This window comes from Heyndrickxia oleronia, assembly GCF_017809215.1.
Classification (GTDB): domain Bacteria; phylum Bacillota; class Bacilli; order Bacillales; family Bacillaceae_C; genus Heyndrickxia; species Heyndrickxia oleronia.
In genome coordinates this window covers 813,404-827,500 of record NZ_CP065424.1, presented here as the reverse complement: position 1 = coordinate 827,500, position 14,097 = coordinate 813,404, and the positions used below count along the sequence as shown (strand labels likewise).

At 38.0% G+C, this 14,097-nt stretch carries 12 protein-coding genes and 2 rRNA genes (1 of these 14 running past the window's edge); 5 read left to right on the top strand and 9 right to left on the bottom strand.

All coding sequences use genetic code 11. From position 1 onward, the window contains the following. A 23S ribosomal RNA gene (locus I5818_RS04250) occupies positions 1–722 on the bottom strand (it extends 2,247 nt beyond the left edge of the window). A 432-nt stretch (positions 723–1,154) separates the two neighbouring features. Continuing rightward, positions 1,155–2,707 (bottom strand): 16S ribosomal RNA (locus I5818_RS04245). The 16S and 23S rRNA genes sit together here, the layout of an rRNA operon. Before the next feature lie 574 nt (positions 2,708–3,281). Here I5818_RS04245 and I5818_RS04240 point away from each other — a divergent pair. Together I5818_RS04240 and I5818_RS04235 are read left to right on the top strand one after the other, a co-directional pair. Beyond that, on the top strand, positions 3,282–3,584 hold the full coding sequence (locus I5818_RS04240; RefSeq protein WP_058004715.1) for a heme biosynthesis protein HemY: 303 nt from the start codon (positions 3,282–3,284) through the stop codon (positions 3,582–3,584). Between the two features lie 233 nt (positions 3,585–3,817). Beyond that, positions 3,818–4,900, top strand: a complete 1,083-nt coding sequence (locus I5818_RS04235) for a GerAB/ArcD/ProY family transporter (protein ID WP_078109193.1) — start codon at positions 3,818–3,820, stop codon at positions 4,898–4,900. Between the two features lie 128 nt (positions 4,901–5,028). On the opposite strand, the gene I5818_RS04230 is transcribed toward I5818_RS04235, so the two are convergent. Beyond that, the gene (locus I5818_RS04230; protein ID WP_326160693.1) at positions 5,029–5,490 is read right to left on the bottom strand and encodes a sigma-70 family RNA polymerase sigma factor; all 462 of its coding nucleotides are present in this window, start codon (positions 5,488–5,490) and stop codon (positions 5,029–5,031) included. 307 nt (positions 5,491–5,797) lie between these two features. Here I5818_RS04230 and I5818_RS04225 point away from each other — a divergent pair, with 307 nt between their 5' ends. Further along, complete coding sequence (locus I5818_RS04225; RefSeq protein WP_169846857.1) at positions 5,798–6,280, top strand: competence protein ComK; 483 nt, start codon at positions 5,798–5,800, stop codon at positions 6,278–6,280. An 89-nt stretch (positions 6,281–6,369) separates the two neighbouring features. On the opposite strand, the gene I5818_RS04220 is transcribed toward I5818_RS04225, so the two are convergent. Beyond that, positions 6,370–6,864 carry an Lrp/AsnC family transcriptional regulator gene (locus tag I5818_RS04220; RefSeq protein WP_078109190.1) on the bottom strand — a complete coding sequence of 165 codons (495 nt, stop codon included), beginning with the start codon at positions 6,862–6,864 and terminating at the stop codon, positions 6,370–6,372. Between the two features lie 192 nt (positions 6,865–7,056). Here I5818_RS04220 and I5818_RS04215 point away from each other — a divergent pair, with 192 nt between their 5' ends. Both I5818_RS04215 and I5818_RS04210 read left to right on the top strand, forming a co-directional pair. Next, entirely contained in the window at positions 7,057–7,980 is a 924-nt protein-coding gene (locus I5818_RS04215; RefSeq protein WP_078109189.1) for a DMT family transporter, read from the top strand. An 88-nt stretch (positions 7,981–8,068) separates the two neighbouring features. Further along, entirely contained in the window at positions 8,069–8,413 is a 345-nt protein-coding gene (locus I5818_RS04210) for a DUF6176 family protein (protein ID WP_078109188.1), read from the top strand. Positions 8,414–8,680: 267 nt separating this feature from the next. Here the strand turns inward: I5818_RS04210 and I5818_RS04205 are convergent, their stop codons facing one another. The 5 genes from I5818_RS04205 to I5818_RS04185 are packed head-to-tail and all read right to left on the bottom strand — an operon-like array spanning position 8,681 to position 14,064. Continuing rightward, positions 8,681–9,490, bottom strand: coding sequence for a M55 family metallopeptidase (locus tag I5818_RS04205; RefSeq protein WP_078109187.1), 810 nt, complete (start codon positions 9,488–9,490; stop codon positions 8,681–8,683). 2 nt (positions 9,491–9,492) lie between these two features. Continuing rightward, positions 9,493–11,211 carry a sigma 54-interacting transcriptional regulator gene (locus I5818_RS04200; protein WP_071974825.1) on the bottom strand — a complete coding sequence of 573 codons (1,719 nt, stop codon included), beginning with the start codon at positions 11,209–11,211 and terminating at the stop codon, positions 9,493–9,495. 44 nt (positions 11,212–11,255) lie between these two features. Then, on the bottom strand, positions 11,256–12,215 hold the full coding sequence (locus I5818_RS04195; RefSeq protein ID WP_071974824.1) for an ABC transporter ATP-binding protein: 960 nt from the start codon (positions 12,213–12,215) through the stop codon (positions 11,256–11,258). Further along, positions 12,212–13,195, bottom strand: a complete 984-nt coding sequence (locus tag I5818_RS04190; protein WP_071974823.1) for an ABC transporter ATP-binding protein — start codon at positions 13,193–13,195, stop codon at positions 12,212–12,214. The genes I5818_RS04195 and I5818_RS04190 overlap by 4 nt, the downstream gene beginning before the upstream one ends. A gap of 14 nt (positions 13,196–13,209) precedes the next feature. After that, positions 13,210–14,064, bottom strand: coding sequence for an ABC transporter permease subunit (locus I5818_RS04185; RefSeq protein ID WP_071974846.1), 855 nt, complete (start codon positions 14,062–14,064; stop codon positions 13,210–13,212). Between the last annotated feature and the right edge of the window lie 33 nt (positions 14,065–14,097).

Genomic DNA, 14,097 nt, shown 5'->3' with positions numbered 1-14,097 from the left:
ACGACCTCATACTCTATCGCCCTATTCAGACTCGCTTTCGCTGCGGCTCCGCCTCTTCAGCTTAACCTTGCATGAAATCGTAACTCGCCGGTTCATTCTACAAAAGGCACGCTATCACTCTGCATAAAGCATAGAGCTCTAACTACTTGTAGGCACACGGTTTCAGGTTCTCTTTCACTCCCCTCCCGGGGTGCTTTTCACCTTTCCCTCACGGTACTGGTTCACTATCGGTCACTAGGGAGTATTTAGCCTTGGGAGATGGTCCTCCCTGCTTCCGACGGGATTTCACGTGTCCCGCCGTACTCAGGATCCACTCTGGAGGGAACGAAGTTTCAACTACAGGGTTGTTACCTTCTTTGACGGGCCTTTCCAGACCTCTTCATTTACTCCGTTCCTTTGTAACTCCGTATAGAGTGTCCTACAACCCCAAGAGCAAGAAGCCTCTTGGTTTGGGCTTCTTCCGTTTCGCTCGCCGCTACTCAGGAAATCGCAATTGCTTTCTCTTCCTCCGGGTACTTAGATGTTTCAGTTCCCCGGGTCTGCCTTCCTTACTCTATGTATTCAAGTAAGGATACTACCCCATTACGGGCAGTGGGTTCCCCCATTCGGAAATCTCCGGATCAAAGCTCGCTTACAGCTCCCCGAAGCATATCGGTGTTAGTCCCGTCCTTCATCGGCTCCTAGTGCCAAGGCATTCACCGTGCGCCCTTACTAACTTAACCTAAAAGGTTATTTAAAACTACTTAATGGATTCATCCATAAAGTGGCGATTCTCGGTTATTACTTGGTTACTTCTTATATATCTAGTTTTCAAAGAACAAGGCTACTGATTTCAATCACATCATGATTAATCATCAGAGCGTTCGCTTCGTGCTGCCTTGCTCCGAGGTGAACCTAATCATCCTCGAATATGCATTGCTGCAGGAGCAATTAATATTTAATGATATGAAAATAATATCAAGTGAGAGATAATTCTCTCAAAACTAAACAAACAGAAAACGTCTTAACCACGTAAGTGGTTTTCCATGTCTAGCTCCGGCTCCTAGTCCCTCGCAGAAAAATAACCTTCCTCCTTCAAAGTCTATCGACTTTTCGTCGGAAGAACATTTTTTGCAGGGACTGAACAGTCGCCTCCGCTTTTCCATATTCCTTAGAAAGGAGGTGATCCAGCCGCACCTTCCGATACGGCTACCTTGTTACGACTTCACCCCAATCATCTGTCCCACCTTCGGCGGCTGGCTCCAAAAGGTTACCTCACCGACTTCGGGTGTTACAAACTCTCGTGGTGTGACGGGCGGTGTGTACAAGGCCCGGGAACGTATTCACCGCGGCATGCTGATCCGCGATTACTAGCGATTCCGGCTTCATGTAGGCGAGTTGCAGCCTACAATCCGAACTGAGAATGGTTTTATGGGATTGGCTAAACCTCGCGGTCTTGCAGCCCTTTGTACCATCCATTGTAGCACGTGTGTAGCCCAGGTCATAAGGGGCATGATGATTTGACGTCATCCCCACCTTCCTCCGGTTTGTCACGGGCAGTCACCTTAGAGTGCCCAACTGAATGCTGGCAACTAAGGTCAAGGGTTGCGCTCGTTGCGGGACTTAACCCAACATCTCACGACACGAGCTGACGACAACCATGCACCACCTGTCACTCCTGTCCCCGAAGGGAAATCCCTATCTCTAGGGAGGTCAAGAGGATGTCAAGACCTGGTAAGGTTCTTCGCGTTGCTTCGAATTAAACCACATGCTCCACCGCTTGTGCGGGCCCCCGTCAATTCCTTTGAGTTTCAGCCTTGCGGCCGTACTCCCCAGGCGGAGTGCTTAATGCGTTAGCTGCAGCACTAAAGGGCGGAAACCCTCTAACACTTAGCACTCATCGTTTACGGCGTGGACTACCAGGGTATCTAATCCTGTTCGCTCCCCACGCTTTCGCGCCTCAGCGTCAGTTACAGACCAGAGAGTCGCCTTCGCCACTGGTGTTCCTCCACATCTCTACGCATTTCACCGCTACACGTGGAATTCCACTCTCCTCTTCTGCACTCAAGTCTCCCAGTTTCCAATGGCCGCTTGCGGTTGAGCCGCAAGATTTCACATCAGACTTAAGAAACCGCCTGCGCGCGCTTTACGCCCAATAATTCCGGACAACGCTTGCCACCTACGTATTACCGCGGCTGCTGGCACGTAGTTAGCCGTGGCTTTCTGGTTAGGTACCGTCAAGGTATCGCCCTATTCGAACGATACTTGTTCTTCCCTAACAACAGAGTTTTACGATCCGAAAACCTTCATCACTCACGCGGCGTTGCTCCGTCAGACTTTCGTCCATTGCGGAAGATTCCCTACTGCTGCCTCCCGTAGGAGTCTGGGCCGTGTCTCAGTCCCAGTGTGGCCGATCACCCTCTCAAGTCGGCTACGCATCGTCGCCTTGGTGAGCCGTTACCTCACCAACTAGCTAATGCGCCGCGGGTCCATCTGTAAGTGATAGCCGAAGCCATCTTTCAATTCTCCCTCATGCGAAGAAAAAAGTTATCCGGTATTAGCCCCGGTTTCCCGGAGTTATCCCAGTCTTACAGGCAGGTTACCCACGTGTTACTCACCCGTCCGCCGCTAATCATCAGGGAGCAAGCTCCCATCAGATTCGCTCGACTTGCATGTATTAGGCACGCCGCCAGCGTTCGTCCTGAGCCAGGATCAAACTCTCCAAAAAGATGTTTGATATAGCTCTTATAAAAGTAATTCATTGACGTTTCTGTTTGTTTAGTTTTCAAAGAACTATTTTTGCGACGTTTTATATTATAACATCACATATTTAAAGTGTCAATAACTTTTTTTAATTATTTTTTCAATATCGCAACAGCGACATTTATAAATTTTACTAGAAATCAGAATGTTTGTCAACACTTTTTTATCGTTTTATTTGACTTGCTAACCGTCTTTAAAGAAGACTTTATTATATTAAGATATTATTATTTAAAAGTCAACATATTTATTGATAATAACTGATATCAATTTTAAAAAGATATATAATCCCCTAGTTTACATAGAACTTTGTCAAAATAAATATATTAGAGAATTATAAAGAAGAAAAGCAAAGTTGCCCAACAATTCTACATATGCTTATTATATGTATTAAACCTTTCCCATCAATTAATACAGTGCTCAAAATCAATGATAAGCTCCTTTCGTTTATCTTTCCTATATTTGTGGTAGACTGTTATCAAATAAAAGGGAGCTACACTTTTAATCCCTACATTAAGAAAAGTGAATTGAGGTACTCATTTATGAAAGTAAAAATTAATCGCAACGCAGCAAAGATTCTTAATAAGATGCTAAATGATGAAGAATCTGAAGGAAAAATGATTCGCGTGATAATTACAGAGAATCATGGAAATCACGCGCACTATGCACTACAATTTGATCATCCAACTGAACATGACGAAATTGTTGAAACAGATAAAGGAATTAAAATTCTGTTAGATAAAAGAGACGAAGAATTTCTCGACGGAGTTTGGATTCAATTTTTCTATGTACCAGAGGAAGGGTTCGAAATAACTAATCCTACCAAAGGACATGTTGGTCACTAAAATAAGAAAAGCGAAGGCGTATTAAACATAGGGACAGTTCTCTTGTTTCCTCTTAATTGAAGGAAGCAAAAGAACCGTCCCTTTGTTTTTTTTTATTATTTTTGGAGATATTATCACTATGTGGAAAAAATGAATGGTTATTTGAGTGGAATAATCTCTTTTATATTTGATGTTTAATCGAAAAAAGACATTAACCTATCTCGTTATTTCCAATTATTATTGGGGGACTTAAAATGCAGACTGTTCCAGAAAATCGTAAAGTATCGCCTTCACTTGTGTTTTTTACGATACATGGCATGCAATTCGGAATTGGGATATTAGGGTTTCAAAGAGCCATTGCAAAAATCGCTGGTTATGATTCATGGATGTCCGTTATTTTTGCAGGGATTATGACCATGCTAGTTATGTGGATCATTTATAAAATTTTAGCATTTGGAGAAACAGATCTGGCGGGAACCCATCAATTTGTATTTGGAAAATGGTTAGGTGGTGCTTGTAATCTTCTTTTTGTTTTCTATTTTATACTATACGCGACAACCATCTTACGTTCGTATACCGAAATCATTCAAGTATGGGTTTTTAATGATTTAAATGTATTTATTTTTACCTTAATCTATTTATTACTATGTGTGTATATCGTGTTTGGCGGTTTTAGAACAGTAGTAGGCATGATGTTTTTTAGTGTCGTACTTCCATCCTATTTAATTATACTGTTTGGTTTTACACTCCCATACGCCAATTTCCATAATTTTTTGCCATTATTCGATCATTCAGTAAAGGAAATTATTCTTGCAGGTCATCAAATGTCACTTACCTATATTGGCTTTGAATCCTTTCTAATCTACAGTCCTTTCATTAAAGATCATAATAAATCGAAAAAATGGGCGTTTCTCGCACTAACGACATCGCTTTTATTATTTTTATATACAGCGATTCTTTCTTTCGCCTATTATAACGAAGCGCAACTGCTAAAATATATTTGGGCTACATTATCAACTTGGAAAATTGTCCATTTACCCGTTGTTGAACGCTTTGAATACATTGGGATTGCTAATTGGTGCCTGATTATACTCCCTAACACAGCTCTTGCCCTTTGGTGTGGAAGCCGATTACTAAAGCAAACGTTTAAACTTTCACAAAGAAAGGGAGTGATTATTCTTTCACTCATCCCTTTAATTGTTGTCCCATTCTTTAAAACACGTTATCAGATTGAGCATCTCAATTATGTCTTCGGAAAAGCAGGATTTCTGATTAATTATTTGTATATTCCATTTCTGCTCATACTTGTTTGGCTAGCAAAAAAGTATAAAAGGTGATAAGCACCTTTTATACTTTTTTATTTGTTATTTTCAAACATAGCTTGAATCCATAAGCTCATGACCATCAACGTTCCAATACTTCAGTACCTTAGGAATACTTATCATAAGAGTCTTCCATAACTCATTTAACATCCAATATTTATTTTAATTCTATCCATCGCTGCTTTTTTCCACTTTTTTACCGCTGATTCAGATACCTTTTCTTCTTTAGCGATTTCGCTTAAACTTTTTCCATAATAAAAAGTTCCTATCACCCACTTTTGCTGTTTAGGTGAAAGCCCCTCACAATAGAAAAGAAGGTCAGCAAGCTCTAATGGCTTCCTTGATAGTGGTGAAGCTTGAATTTCCCAGAATTCTTCCTTGGGATATATATTTCTCTCCTCTTGTCTTCTTTGTTTAGCTATTTCTGTTAAAATGCGCCCTTTAACAGTCGCATAGGCATAACTTAAAAAGGCTCCTTTTGTTTCATCAAACTGATTACTCGCTTCCCATAAAGCAATCAGGCCAATTTGATAGAATTCATCATGATTTTTATAAATATGCAATGAATGTATTATTTGATAGATCATTGGTGAATACTCCTCCATCAGTTCCTGAAATCTTTCCACTTGGAAACCTTTCTGGATTAGCGCGCCTTTCCGTGTATTCCCGGGTTGGTTCCATCATAGTTAGAGCCTATCTTTATATCTAGGAACACAAAAATACGTTTTAGACATATTTTTCTTTGAAACACAGTGTTTCAACCAAGCAAACGAACATTATTCACTATTTAAACCTTTAAAATGACAAAAATTTATATTTATTATAAAATTATGAAAATTTTAATAAAAATATGGATTATTTTGGAATATTATAGTATGATAGACTTAGATTATAAAAAGGAGGATTATGGGGATGAAATATGTTAAAGACTATCAAATCTCATTAACAACCATGGGGATTGAAGCCGTATATCATCCAGAGTATAACTCGAGAATTTACGATGTTAACGGAATGTACTACACTGGTCGAACGAATCAGGAATTACTTGACCAAGCTTGTGAATTAAGATGTACCGATTATAACGGAAGAATTAATGCGGTACGAAAAGCATTTTCCTACGATAAAAAAACACCGTTAGTTATTTGCCCTATAGAAATGATTTATGCTATTCCTACAAAGTCTCCTAAAGATTATGACTGTAAATGGATCTTTCCAGACCACATTGAAAAATTACTGCGCAAAGCCAAACACCCTCAAATTTTATTTAAAAACGGCCTAACAATGGAAATCAATTGCTCCTATAACACTTTCAAAAAGCAGCAGGAACGGGCTCGAAATAGCCTTATTCACTTTTTTATTTTAGTAAGGGAACGTTCCACATATAGAATTAAATGATTTTATTCATCTGTATTAACTAAAGCTTACATATGGTTAAAGATGCTGCCTGTTAAGAAAGTTTCTTCTTATAGACAGCATCTCTATTTTCACCTAGTTACATCAGTATCTGTAATGATCGGTAAGACTGTTGAATATTTAATTTCTCTTAACGCTAAGCTCGTTTGTATTTTCGTAATTCCTAATAGATTAAGTTTGCGTATAAAGCTTTCTAAATCCCTTCGATCTTTATTTGCTACTTTCAATAAATAATCATACTCTCCTGTTAGACAATAGCACTCGAGTACCTCAGGCATTTCTTTCAATTCCTTCTCTAGGCATTCCAACTTTTCAGCCTGATGAATATTCGTACTGATAAAAATAAAACATAATAAATCAAAACCAAGCTTTTCCTGATTCAAAATTGCTACATGACGATCAATAAATCCTTCACTTTCTAACCTTTTTACCCTCGCATGTGTTGCAGGCGGTGATAGATTCACACACCTCGCTAGTTCAGCATTGCTTATTTGCTCCTCTTTTTGCAGTAAATCCAATATCCGAAGATCAACCCTATCTAATATTTTGCTTACAATTGATTCCACACCTACACACTCCCTTACGATTATTCAAAAACCAGCATACTTTAGACATTTATTTTGAAGATTATTTCATAATAATCTTTATTAATTTAATTATATTTCATATTTAATCAAATCAACAAAATTTTATACTGATAACAAAAGATTGATGCTAAGTTTATTAATAATCATTTATCTAAAAAGGAATGTGGAAAAATGCCAATTTTTTATTTTTTGCTCCTATTATTGACTAGCTGCTTATGGGGAGGGAACTTTGTTGTAGGAAAATTCTTAGTTGGCCACGCTTCACCAATGACGTTAACCAGTTTAAGATGGCTTATCGCTGTCATTTGCTTATTACCAATTGTATGGTGGAAAGAAAAAAGACTATTACCACCTAAAAATGCCATCCTTCCGCTTTTTCTAATGGGATTAACAGGAGTGGTTCTATTTAATCTCTTTCAATTTTGGGCACTGGAACAAACATCCGCTACCAATGTAGGCATCATTTCGACCTTAAATGCCATATCTATAGCTATATTTTCATTTATTTTTTTAAGAGAAAGAATGAATTTGATTCAGTTATTATCCATGATTCTTTCCTTCTTTGGTGTGCTCCTTGTACTTTCAAAAGGAAAGCTTCACTTCCTGCTTTCACTTCATTTTAATAAAGGGGATGGGTGGATGTTATTAGCAGTATGTATTTGGGGTATTTACTCAGTTTGCAGTAAATGGGCTTCAACGAAGACATCTCCGCTAATGTCTACCTTTTACTCTGGAGTATTTGGACTTCTTGTTCTTCTCCCATTTAATTTAGTTGATTTTACAGTAACTTCTATTAACGGTTCATTTATTTCTTCTATATTATATACCGGTGTAGTTTCTACTGTACTATGCATGTTATTTTGGAATATCGGTGTCAAAAAATTAGGAGCCACCACGTCCGGAAATTTCTTAAATTTCAATCCCATATTCACCGCAATCCTCGCCTATCTATTTTTAGATGAGAAACTAACATGGATGCAAGGAGTAGGCAGCGCAATTGTCATCCTCGGATGCTATTTATTCACCTACTTTAAATCCAAACGGGACAGAGGGTCGGTTCTGTTGTCCCAAATCCATTTACAAGAAAATAGTTAAGTAACCGTTCTACTAATATTTGAATTTTCTGTTAAAATAAAATAATATATTGCAGTAATGAACAGAGAAAATACTAGGGTGGGATAATATGAACGTTGAATTAACAAGATTTAGGGTGAAGAAAGGGAAATCAGAACAGGTGAATGAATGGTTAAGATTTTTAAATGAACATATGAAAGATGTTCTGATTACATTAGAAGATGAAAAAATGTATGTGGAAACAATTTTCAGGGAAAATCTAAACGGCGATGAATATTTATATTGGTACTCCATTCAAGGTGAAGGCGGGCAAGAAGTAGAGGAATCAGAGAATTGGATAGATAAAAAGCATTTACACTATTGGCAGGAATGTATTGATGAATCGTTTAAACCTATTGATTTAAAAATCGAAGTCGTGATGATTCCCGAAAAAGTAAGAACAAGCATGCAATAAACGACACTATTATTTTAGATTTTTTATTTTACTCAGGTTCTTTTCTCCAACATTGTTGCTGTTTAAATATGGTTTTAACTAATATCGGCTGAAGATGCTACACCTTTCATTTTACTGAGAAAAAAACTGCAATCTCCATAAGAACCTTGGACTCCTTTATTGGGTGTAAAAGCAGGAAGTTGTGCTTTTACAAGAGCAGCAAACTATATGGAAAACAGCCTTTATTTAATAAGGGGGATAAATTCCCCCTTGTACATCTACCTAACACTAACTCGCTATCATAATCAAGCTTCGAATAAAACGATAACCATCGATTATATTTTTCGCTTCAAACGTGACAGTGGATGGATCAATTTGTTCAACGATCGGTAGAATTGCAGCATTTTCGGCAAAACCAGTTGTATTGAAGGACATCTCAATGACTACAGGACCATCGATTTTAAATGGCGGGATATTCTTTCGATTCTCCCATGCAGCTTTTGTTTGTGCTTGGATCATTTCCTGGGCCTTTTTAGGATGGACGCTTTTTGCAGTAAACTGATTTATCGTTTGTTTAACGGTTGCTGTGTAAATAGAAGGAATTAACTCACGTGCTTCCCCTTCTAAACGATCACAACCTGAGACGCAAACAACTGGGACATTGAAAAAACCAGCTACTAATGCATTTAAGCCAAATTCTCCATATTCTTTTCCATTGACTTTGATCGAGCGAACCACTTTTCCATTGAACGTATGATTCAGTAAACCAAAGTCCCCTTTTTTTGTGTGATAACCTAAAAAAACAGCGCCATCATATGTTTCATCTAAGCCTTCTACCATGGCTAATTTTTTGGGAGAACCTGAAATTAACTCCGCTTCTGGATGTAATTGCTCCGGTATGAGATTTCGCATGGTACCATGTGAATCATTAACAACTATTTCTGTTACACCTGCTTCCAGTGCTCCACGGACACAAGCATTGACTTCCTCCGTCATTAACGATCTAGCCCTATCATGTTCTTTACCATCGCGAGTGGTATGTTCACTATGTACGACTCCTGCAACCCCTTCAATGTCCGCTGAAATATATAGTTTCATATTTATATCACCTGTTTTTCATAATTTGCTAAGAACCGTTCACCTAATCTCGAAATCGTTGTACCCGCACGACCTTGTCGTACATTTAATAGTTTGAGTTCCTGCAATACTTCTAATCTCATGCGTAGCTGTTGCTCTGTTAAATCGATGTCTTTTTCTATTAATCTAGCTTTAAGCTTTGTACGCCCAAATGATTCTCGTTCCTGCTTCCCTTCTTGAAAAACCTTTAAAATCGAAATACTTTCTTCTAAAAAACCATGTTCTTCAATTTTCTCAATGATTTTTCCCATATTTATTTCTTGTACATCCTGTTCCGAATGGTAGCTTTCCTTTTCTTCTTTTAAATATAAAGGCAGCATATGAGTTTCTATAAGGGATTGATCTAGGAAAGATAAATAAGAAACTGTATTATATAACTCCTTAATATTTCCTTTCCATTTATATGTTTTCAGACGCTGCATTACCTCTTCGGTAAATGACAAATCCTTACGATGTAATCTTGTTTTTATATCTACAATTAAATCATCAATATCTTCAATTCTTTCCAGCAAACTTGGCATATAGATGGAATATGGAGTTAGAATAACATGTTTTTCTTGCTCAAAATACCCTTCCCCTTGCATCTCCTCCAATGAATACAGACTACTTGTTATGATTCTCACATTTACATCAATTAAATTCTTTCCATTCTTCCGCTCTAATTTATTTGTATGGATAACTTGTAAAAGACGTTTTTGTAAAAAAACAGGAAGCTCATTGACTGATTCAATATATAGGGTTCCTCCTTGTGCCATTTCGATAACCCCGATCGTTATATCTGTACCATTCTCAACTCCAAACAAATCCTTCTCTAATAAATCATGCGTCCGAAAAGCACAGTTGATGACAACAAAGGGACCAGAATGTTGTTTAGAGGCATTATGAATGGCTTGTGCAAGCATTTTTTTCCCTGTCCCAGCTTCACCGTATAAATGAATTGGTTGATCAAGTTGAGCATATATCTTTGCTTGTTCTAATGCGATCTGCATCTTACTGCTTCGAGCGATCATATCAGAAAAATGATATCCAGCCGTATCTCGTACATCCTTTACAATTTTCTTTTGATCATTTGACTGAGTAGATGAATAACTCTTTGACAACGAAATTAATGATTTCATATAACGCTTATTTAATGTGATTGAATCAATGGATAAATCAAGAAGCTTAGCTACTTCAAGAAATACTTCAATATCCAATAAACGCATACCAATATCAATAACTTTACCTAACCCACCTGGTAAAAGATGCGTTTCATCAGGTGTAATAATGTAATCTATGAATTCTGGTATCGGTTGAGATGGATCATAGGCAAAATATTGATGCTCAGAAAACGTCTCTCTTAATGAGTCAACCGTTTCATTCGTATTAATCAACGTATCATTAACGACAAGGATCTTTCTTCCCGGAGGTAATTCAATCACTTCCTTCATATTTGCATAATTGATTTCGCGCTTAGCAATAATATATTGACAACCCTCCGGAATAAACTGTAATGCAAAACCAATCAGAATATCACTTGATAAGATCACTACATCTCCTGGTTCAATCGTGTTGTTTTGTAAATCTTTAATCGTTGTCGGCGATAACTGGATCAAATCTCGGAATACTTCTTTCAACTGCTTTGTGATTGTAGCTAAATATCTCTCCTGAATGGAGATAATATGCAGTTTCGATTCAGACATGATAACACCGTCCTACCATTTAATAGTTTATTTTTCTCTATTATCTAATATAAATGGCACGAAACATAGTGCTTTTCTCTTACTTCCTTCCACTCTGGCACTTTTACTTTACATTCTTCTGTTGCAAATGGGCATCGCGTATGAAATGTACAACCAGAAGGAGGATTTGATGGACTTGGTAGATCTCCCTTGAGTACAATTCTTTCCCTTTTTACCTTTGGATCTGGGACAGGAACTGCCGATAATAACGCTTTTGTATATGGATGTAACGGTTCCTTATATAAAGAATCTTTATCTGCCAATTCGACCATTCTACCTAGATACATTACTCCTACTCGATCACTAATATGTTCAACGACACTTAAATCATGAGAGATAAATAAATAAGTTAAACCAAATTCGTTCTGCAAATCTTTTAATAGATTTAAAATTTGTGATTGAATCGACACATCGAGTGCAGATACGGGTTCGTCTGCAACAATTAATTGCGGATTCACCGCTAATGCTCTAGCAATACCAATTCTCTGTCTTTGCCCACCACTAAATTCATGAGGAAAACGATCTGCATGAAAAGGCGTTAATCCGACAACGTCTAATAAACGTTCAACCCTCTGCTTACGCTCTTCCTTTTCCACGCCATGAACAATCAGTGGTTCCTCAATAATATCTCCAATTTTCATACGTGGGTTCAGTGATGCAAATGGATCTTGGAATATCATTTGAAATTCCTTACGAAACTTGCGTAACTTATCTTCTGAAAAGGAGGTGATATCTTGGCCATTAAAGAACACTTGTCCTTCCGTTGGTTCAATCAAACGCATAATCATTCGTCCAGTCGTTGATTTCCCACAACCACTTTCACCTACAAGTCCCAATGTTTCCCCTTTTTCAATCGTAAAGGTTAACCCATCAACCGCTTTAACGACCGATGTTTTCTTGGAAAAAATCCGTTTACTAATAGGGAAATGTTTTTTTAAATTTTTTACTTCGACGAGTGTACTCATTGTGCTCCCTCCTTTTGATGAAGCCAACATCTTGTTGTATGATTTGCATTCACCGATTGCAACTGCGGTTCTCTCTCCCAGCATTGATCCATAACAAATGGACAGCGCGGGGCAAATTTGCATCCTTTTGGCATTTGTTCAGGAGCAGGTACATTTCCTTTAATAGATTGCAAGCGATCAATCTTCACACCGAGCTTAGGAATGGATTCTAATAATCCTTTTGTATAAGGATGCTTCGGATTTTCGAAAATGGTATTCACATCAGACTCCTCAACCACTTTACCAGCGTACATAATTACGACTCGATCACACATTTCTGCTACTACACCAAGATCATGGGTAATTAATAAGATGGATGAATCACTTTCCTCTCTTAATTTTCGCATTAAGTCCAGAATTTGTGCTTGAATCGTTACGTCTAATGCTGTCGTCGGTTCATCTGCAATTAATAATTTCGGATTACAGGACATTGCCATCGCAATCATGACCCGTTGCCGCATTCCTCCAGATAATTGATGAGGATATTCCTTCATAATTTCCCGAGCTCTTGGAATTCCAACAAGTTCAAGCATTTTGATCGCATGCTCTTTTGCTTCATTTGCATCCTTTTTCATATGTAATCGAATAGACTCTACTAGTTGTCTTCCAATCTTGTATACAGGATTAAGAGAGGTCATTGGTTCCTGAAAGATCATAGCAATCTCATTTCCCCGAATCGATCGCATATTTTTTTCCGGCAATTGGATTAGATCCTTCCCTTCAAATTGGATGCTACCACCAACAATTTTTCCAGGAGTATCTTTCAATAGGCGCATAATCGATAAGGATGTTACACTTTTTCCACATCCCGACTCCCCAACGATCCCAACAGTTTCTCCTTTATTCACGGTGATCGTTACACCATCAACCGCTTTAACAACACCTTTATCACTAAAAAAATGGGTTTGTAAATCATTTATTTTCAATAATTCTTTTTCCATATTTACACCTCCTCTTAATCTTTTATTTTTGGATCAAGCGCATCACGCAATCCGTCTCCCAATAGATTGAAAGCTAATACCGTCAAGAAGATCGCAATACCAGGAAATAATGTAATATGTGGAGCCATATTTAAATAATCTCGCCCTCCACTAAGCATTGCGCCCCATTCCGGTGATGGAGGTTGTGCACCTAAGCCTAAAAAGCTTAAGCTCGCCGCTGTTAAAATTGCACTACCGATTTTCATAGAAAAGTTGACAATGATACTTGTGATAGTTCCTGGAAAAATATGCTTCCATATAATACGACGTGGTTTAGCGCCGATGGAACGAGTCGCCTCAACATAAAGGGATGATTTAATCGATAATGTACTTGAACGAACAATTCTCGCAAATGTAGGGACGCCAAAAATTGCTACGGCAATAATGACATTTTCAAGACCTGGTCCTAGTATTGCAATAATTCCAATTGCTAGTAAGATACCAGGAAAAGCAAATAATAGATCACAAAATCTCATAATAATACCATCAATCCATTTACCATAAAATCCACTAATCAGCCCTAAAAAAGTTCCAACAACTGCACCAATCATGACAGAAAACAAGCCAACAAAAAGAGAAATCCTTGTTCCTGCAATAATTCTACTAAAGATGTCACGACCATAAGGATCAGTTCCTGCCCAGTGTTGAACAGATGGTCCTTCAAGTACATGGTTATAATCCGGCTCTGCTATGTCATAAGGAGTGATATATGGACCAATAACGGTTAAGACTAGCAAAATTGCGATAAAGATGGCAGAAATAAATGCTAATCGCTGCTTTTTAAACTTTCTCCAAAACTCTGAAAACGGAGTTGACTTTGATCGTTTCATCGCATGGTCTACCGCTTGGAAACTAACATTTGT

Excerpts from the sequence above, each read along its gene's own strand:
- I5818_RS04235 (WP_078109193.1), top strand. The coding sequence starts at position 3,818 with ATGCAGACTGTTCCAGAAAATCGTAAAGTATCGCCTTCACTTGTGTTT.
- I5818_RS04225 (WP_169846857.1), top strand. The coding sequence starts at position 5,798 with ATGAAATATGTTAAAGACTATCAAATCTCATTAACAACCATGGGGATT.
- I5818_RS04240 (WP_058004715.1), top strand. The coding sequence starts at position 3,282 with ATGAAAGTAAAAATTAATCGCAACGCAGCAAAGATTCTTAATAAGATG.
- I5818_RS04185 (WP_071974846.1), bottom strand. The coding sequence starts at position 14,064 with ATGAAACGATCAAAGTCAACTCCGTTTTCAGAGTTTTGGAGAAAGTTT.
- I5818_RS04195 (WP_071974824.1), bottom strand. The coding sequence starts at position 12,215 with ATGAGTACACTCGTCGAAGTAAAAAATTTAAAAAAACATTTCCCTATT.
- I5818_RS04205 (WP_078109187.1), bottom strand. The coding sequence starts at position 9,490 with ATGAAACTATATATTTCAGCGGACATTGAAGGGGTTGCAGGAGTCGTA.
- I5818_RS04210 (WP_078109188.1), top strand. The coding sequence starts at position 8,069 with ATGAACGTTGAATTAACAAGATTTAGGGTGAAGAAAGGGAAATCAGAA.
- I5818_RS04215 (WP_078109189.1), top strand. The coding sequence starts at position 7,057 with ATGCCAATTTTTTATTTTTTGCTCCTATTATTGACTAGCTGCTTATGG.
- I5818_RS04230 (WP_326160693.1), bottom strand. The coding sequence starts at position 5,490 with ATGGAGGAGTATTCACCAATGATCTATCAAATAATACATTCATTGCAT.
- I5818_RS04200 (WP_071974825.1), bottom strand. The coding sequence starts at position 11,211 with ATGTCTGAATCGAAACTGCATATTATCTCCATTCAGGAGAGATATTTA.
- I5818_RS04190 (WP_071974823.1), bottom strand. The coding sequence starts at position 13,195 with ATGGAAAAAGAATTATTGAAAATAAATGATTTACAAACCCATTTTTTT.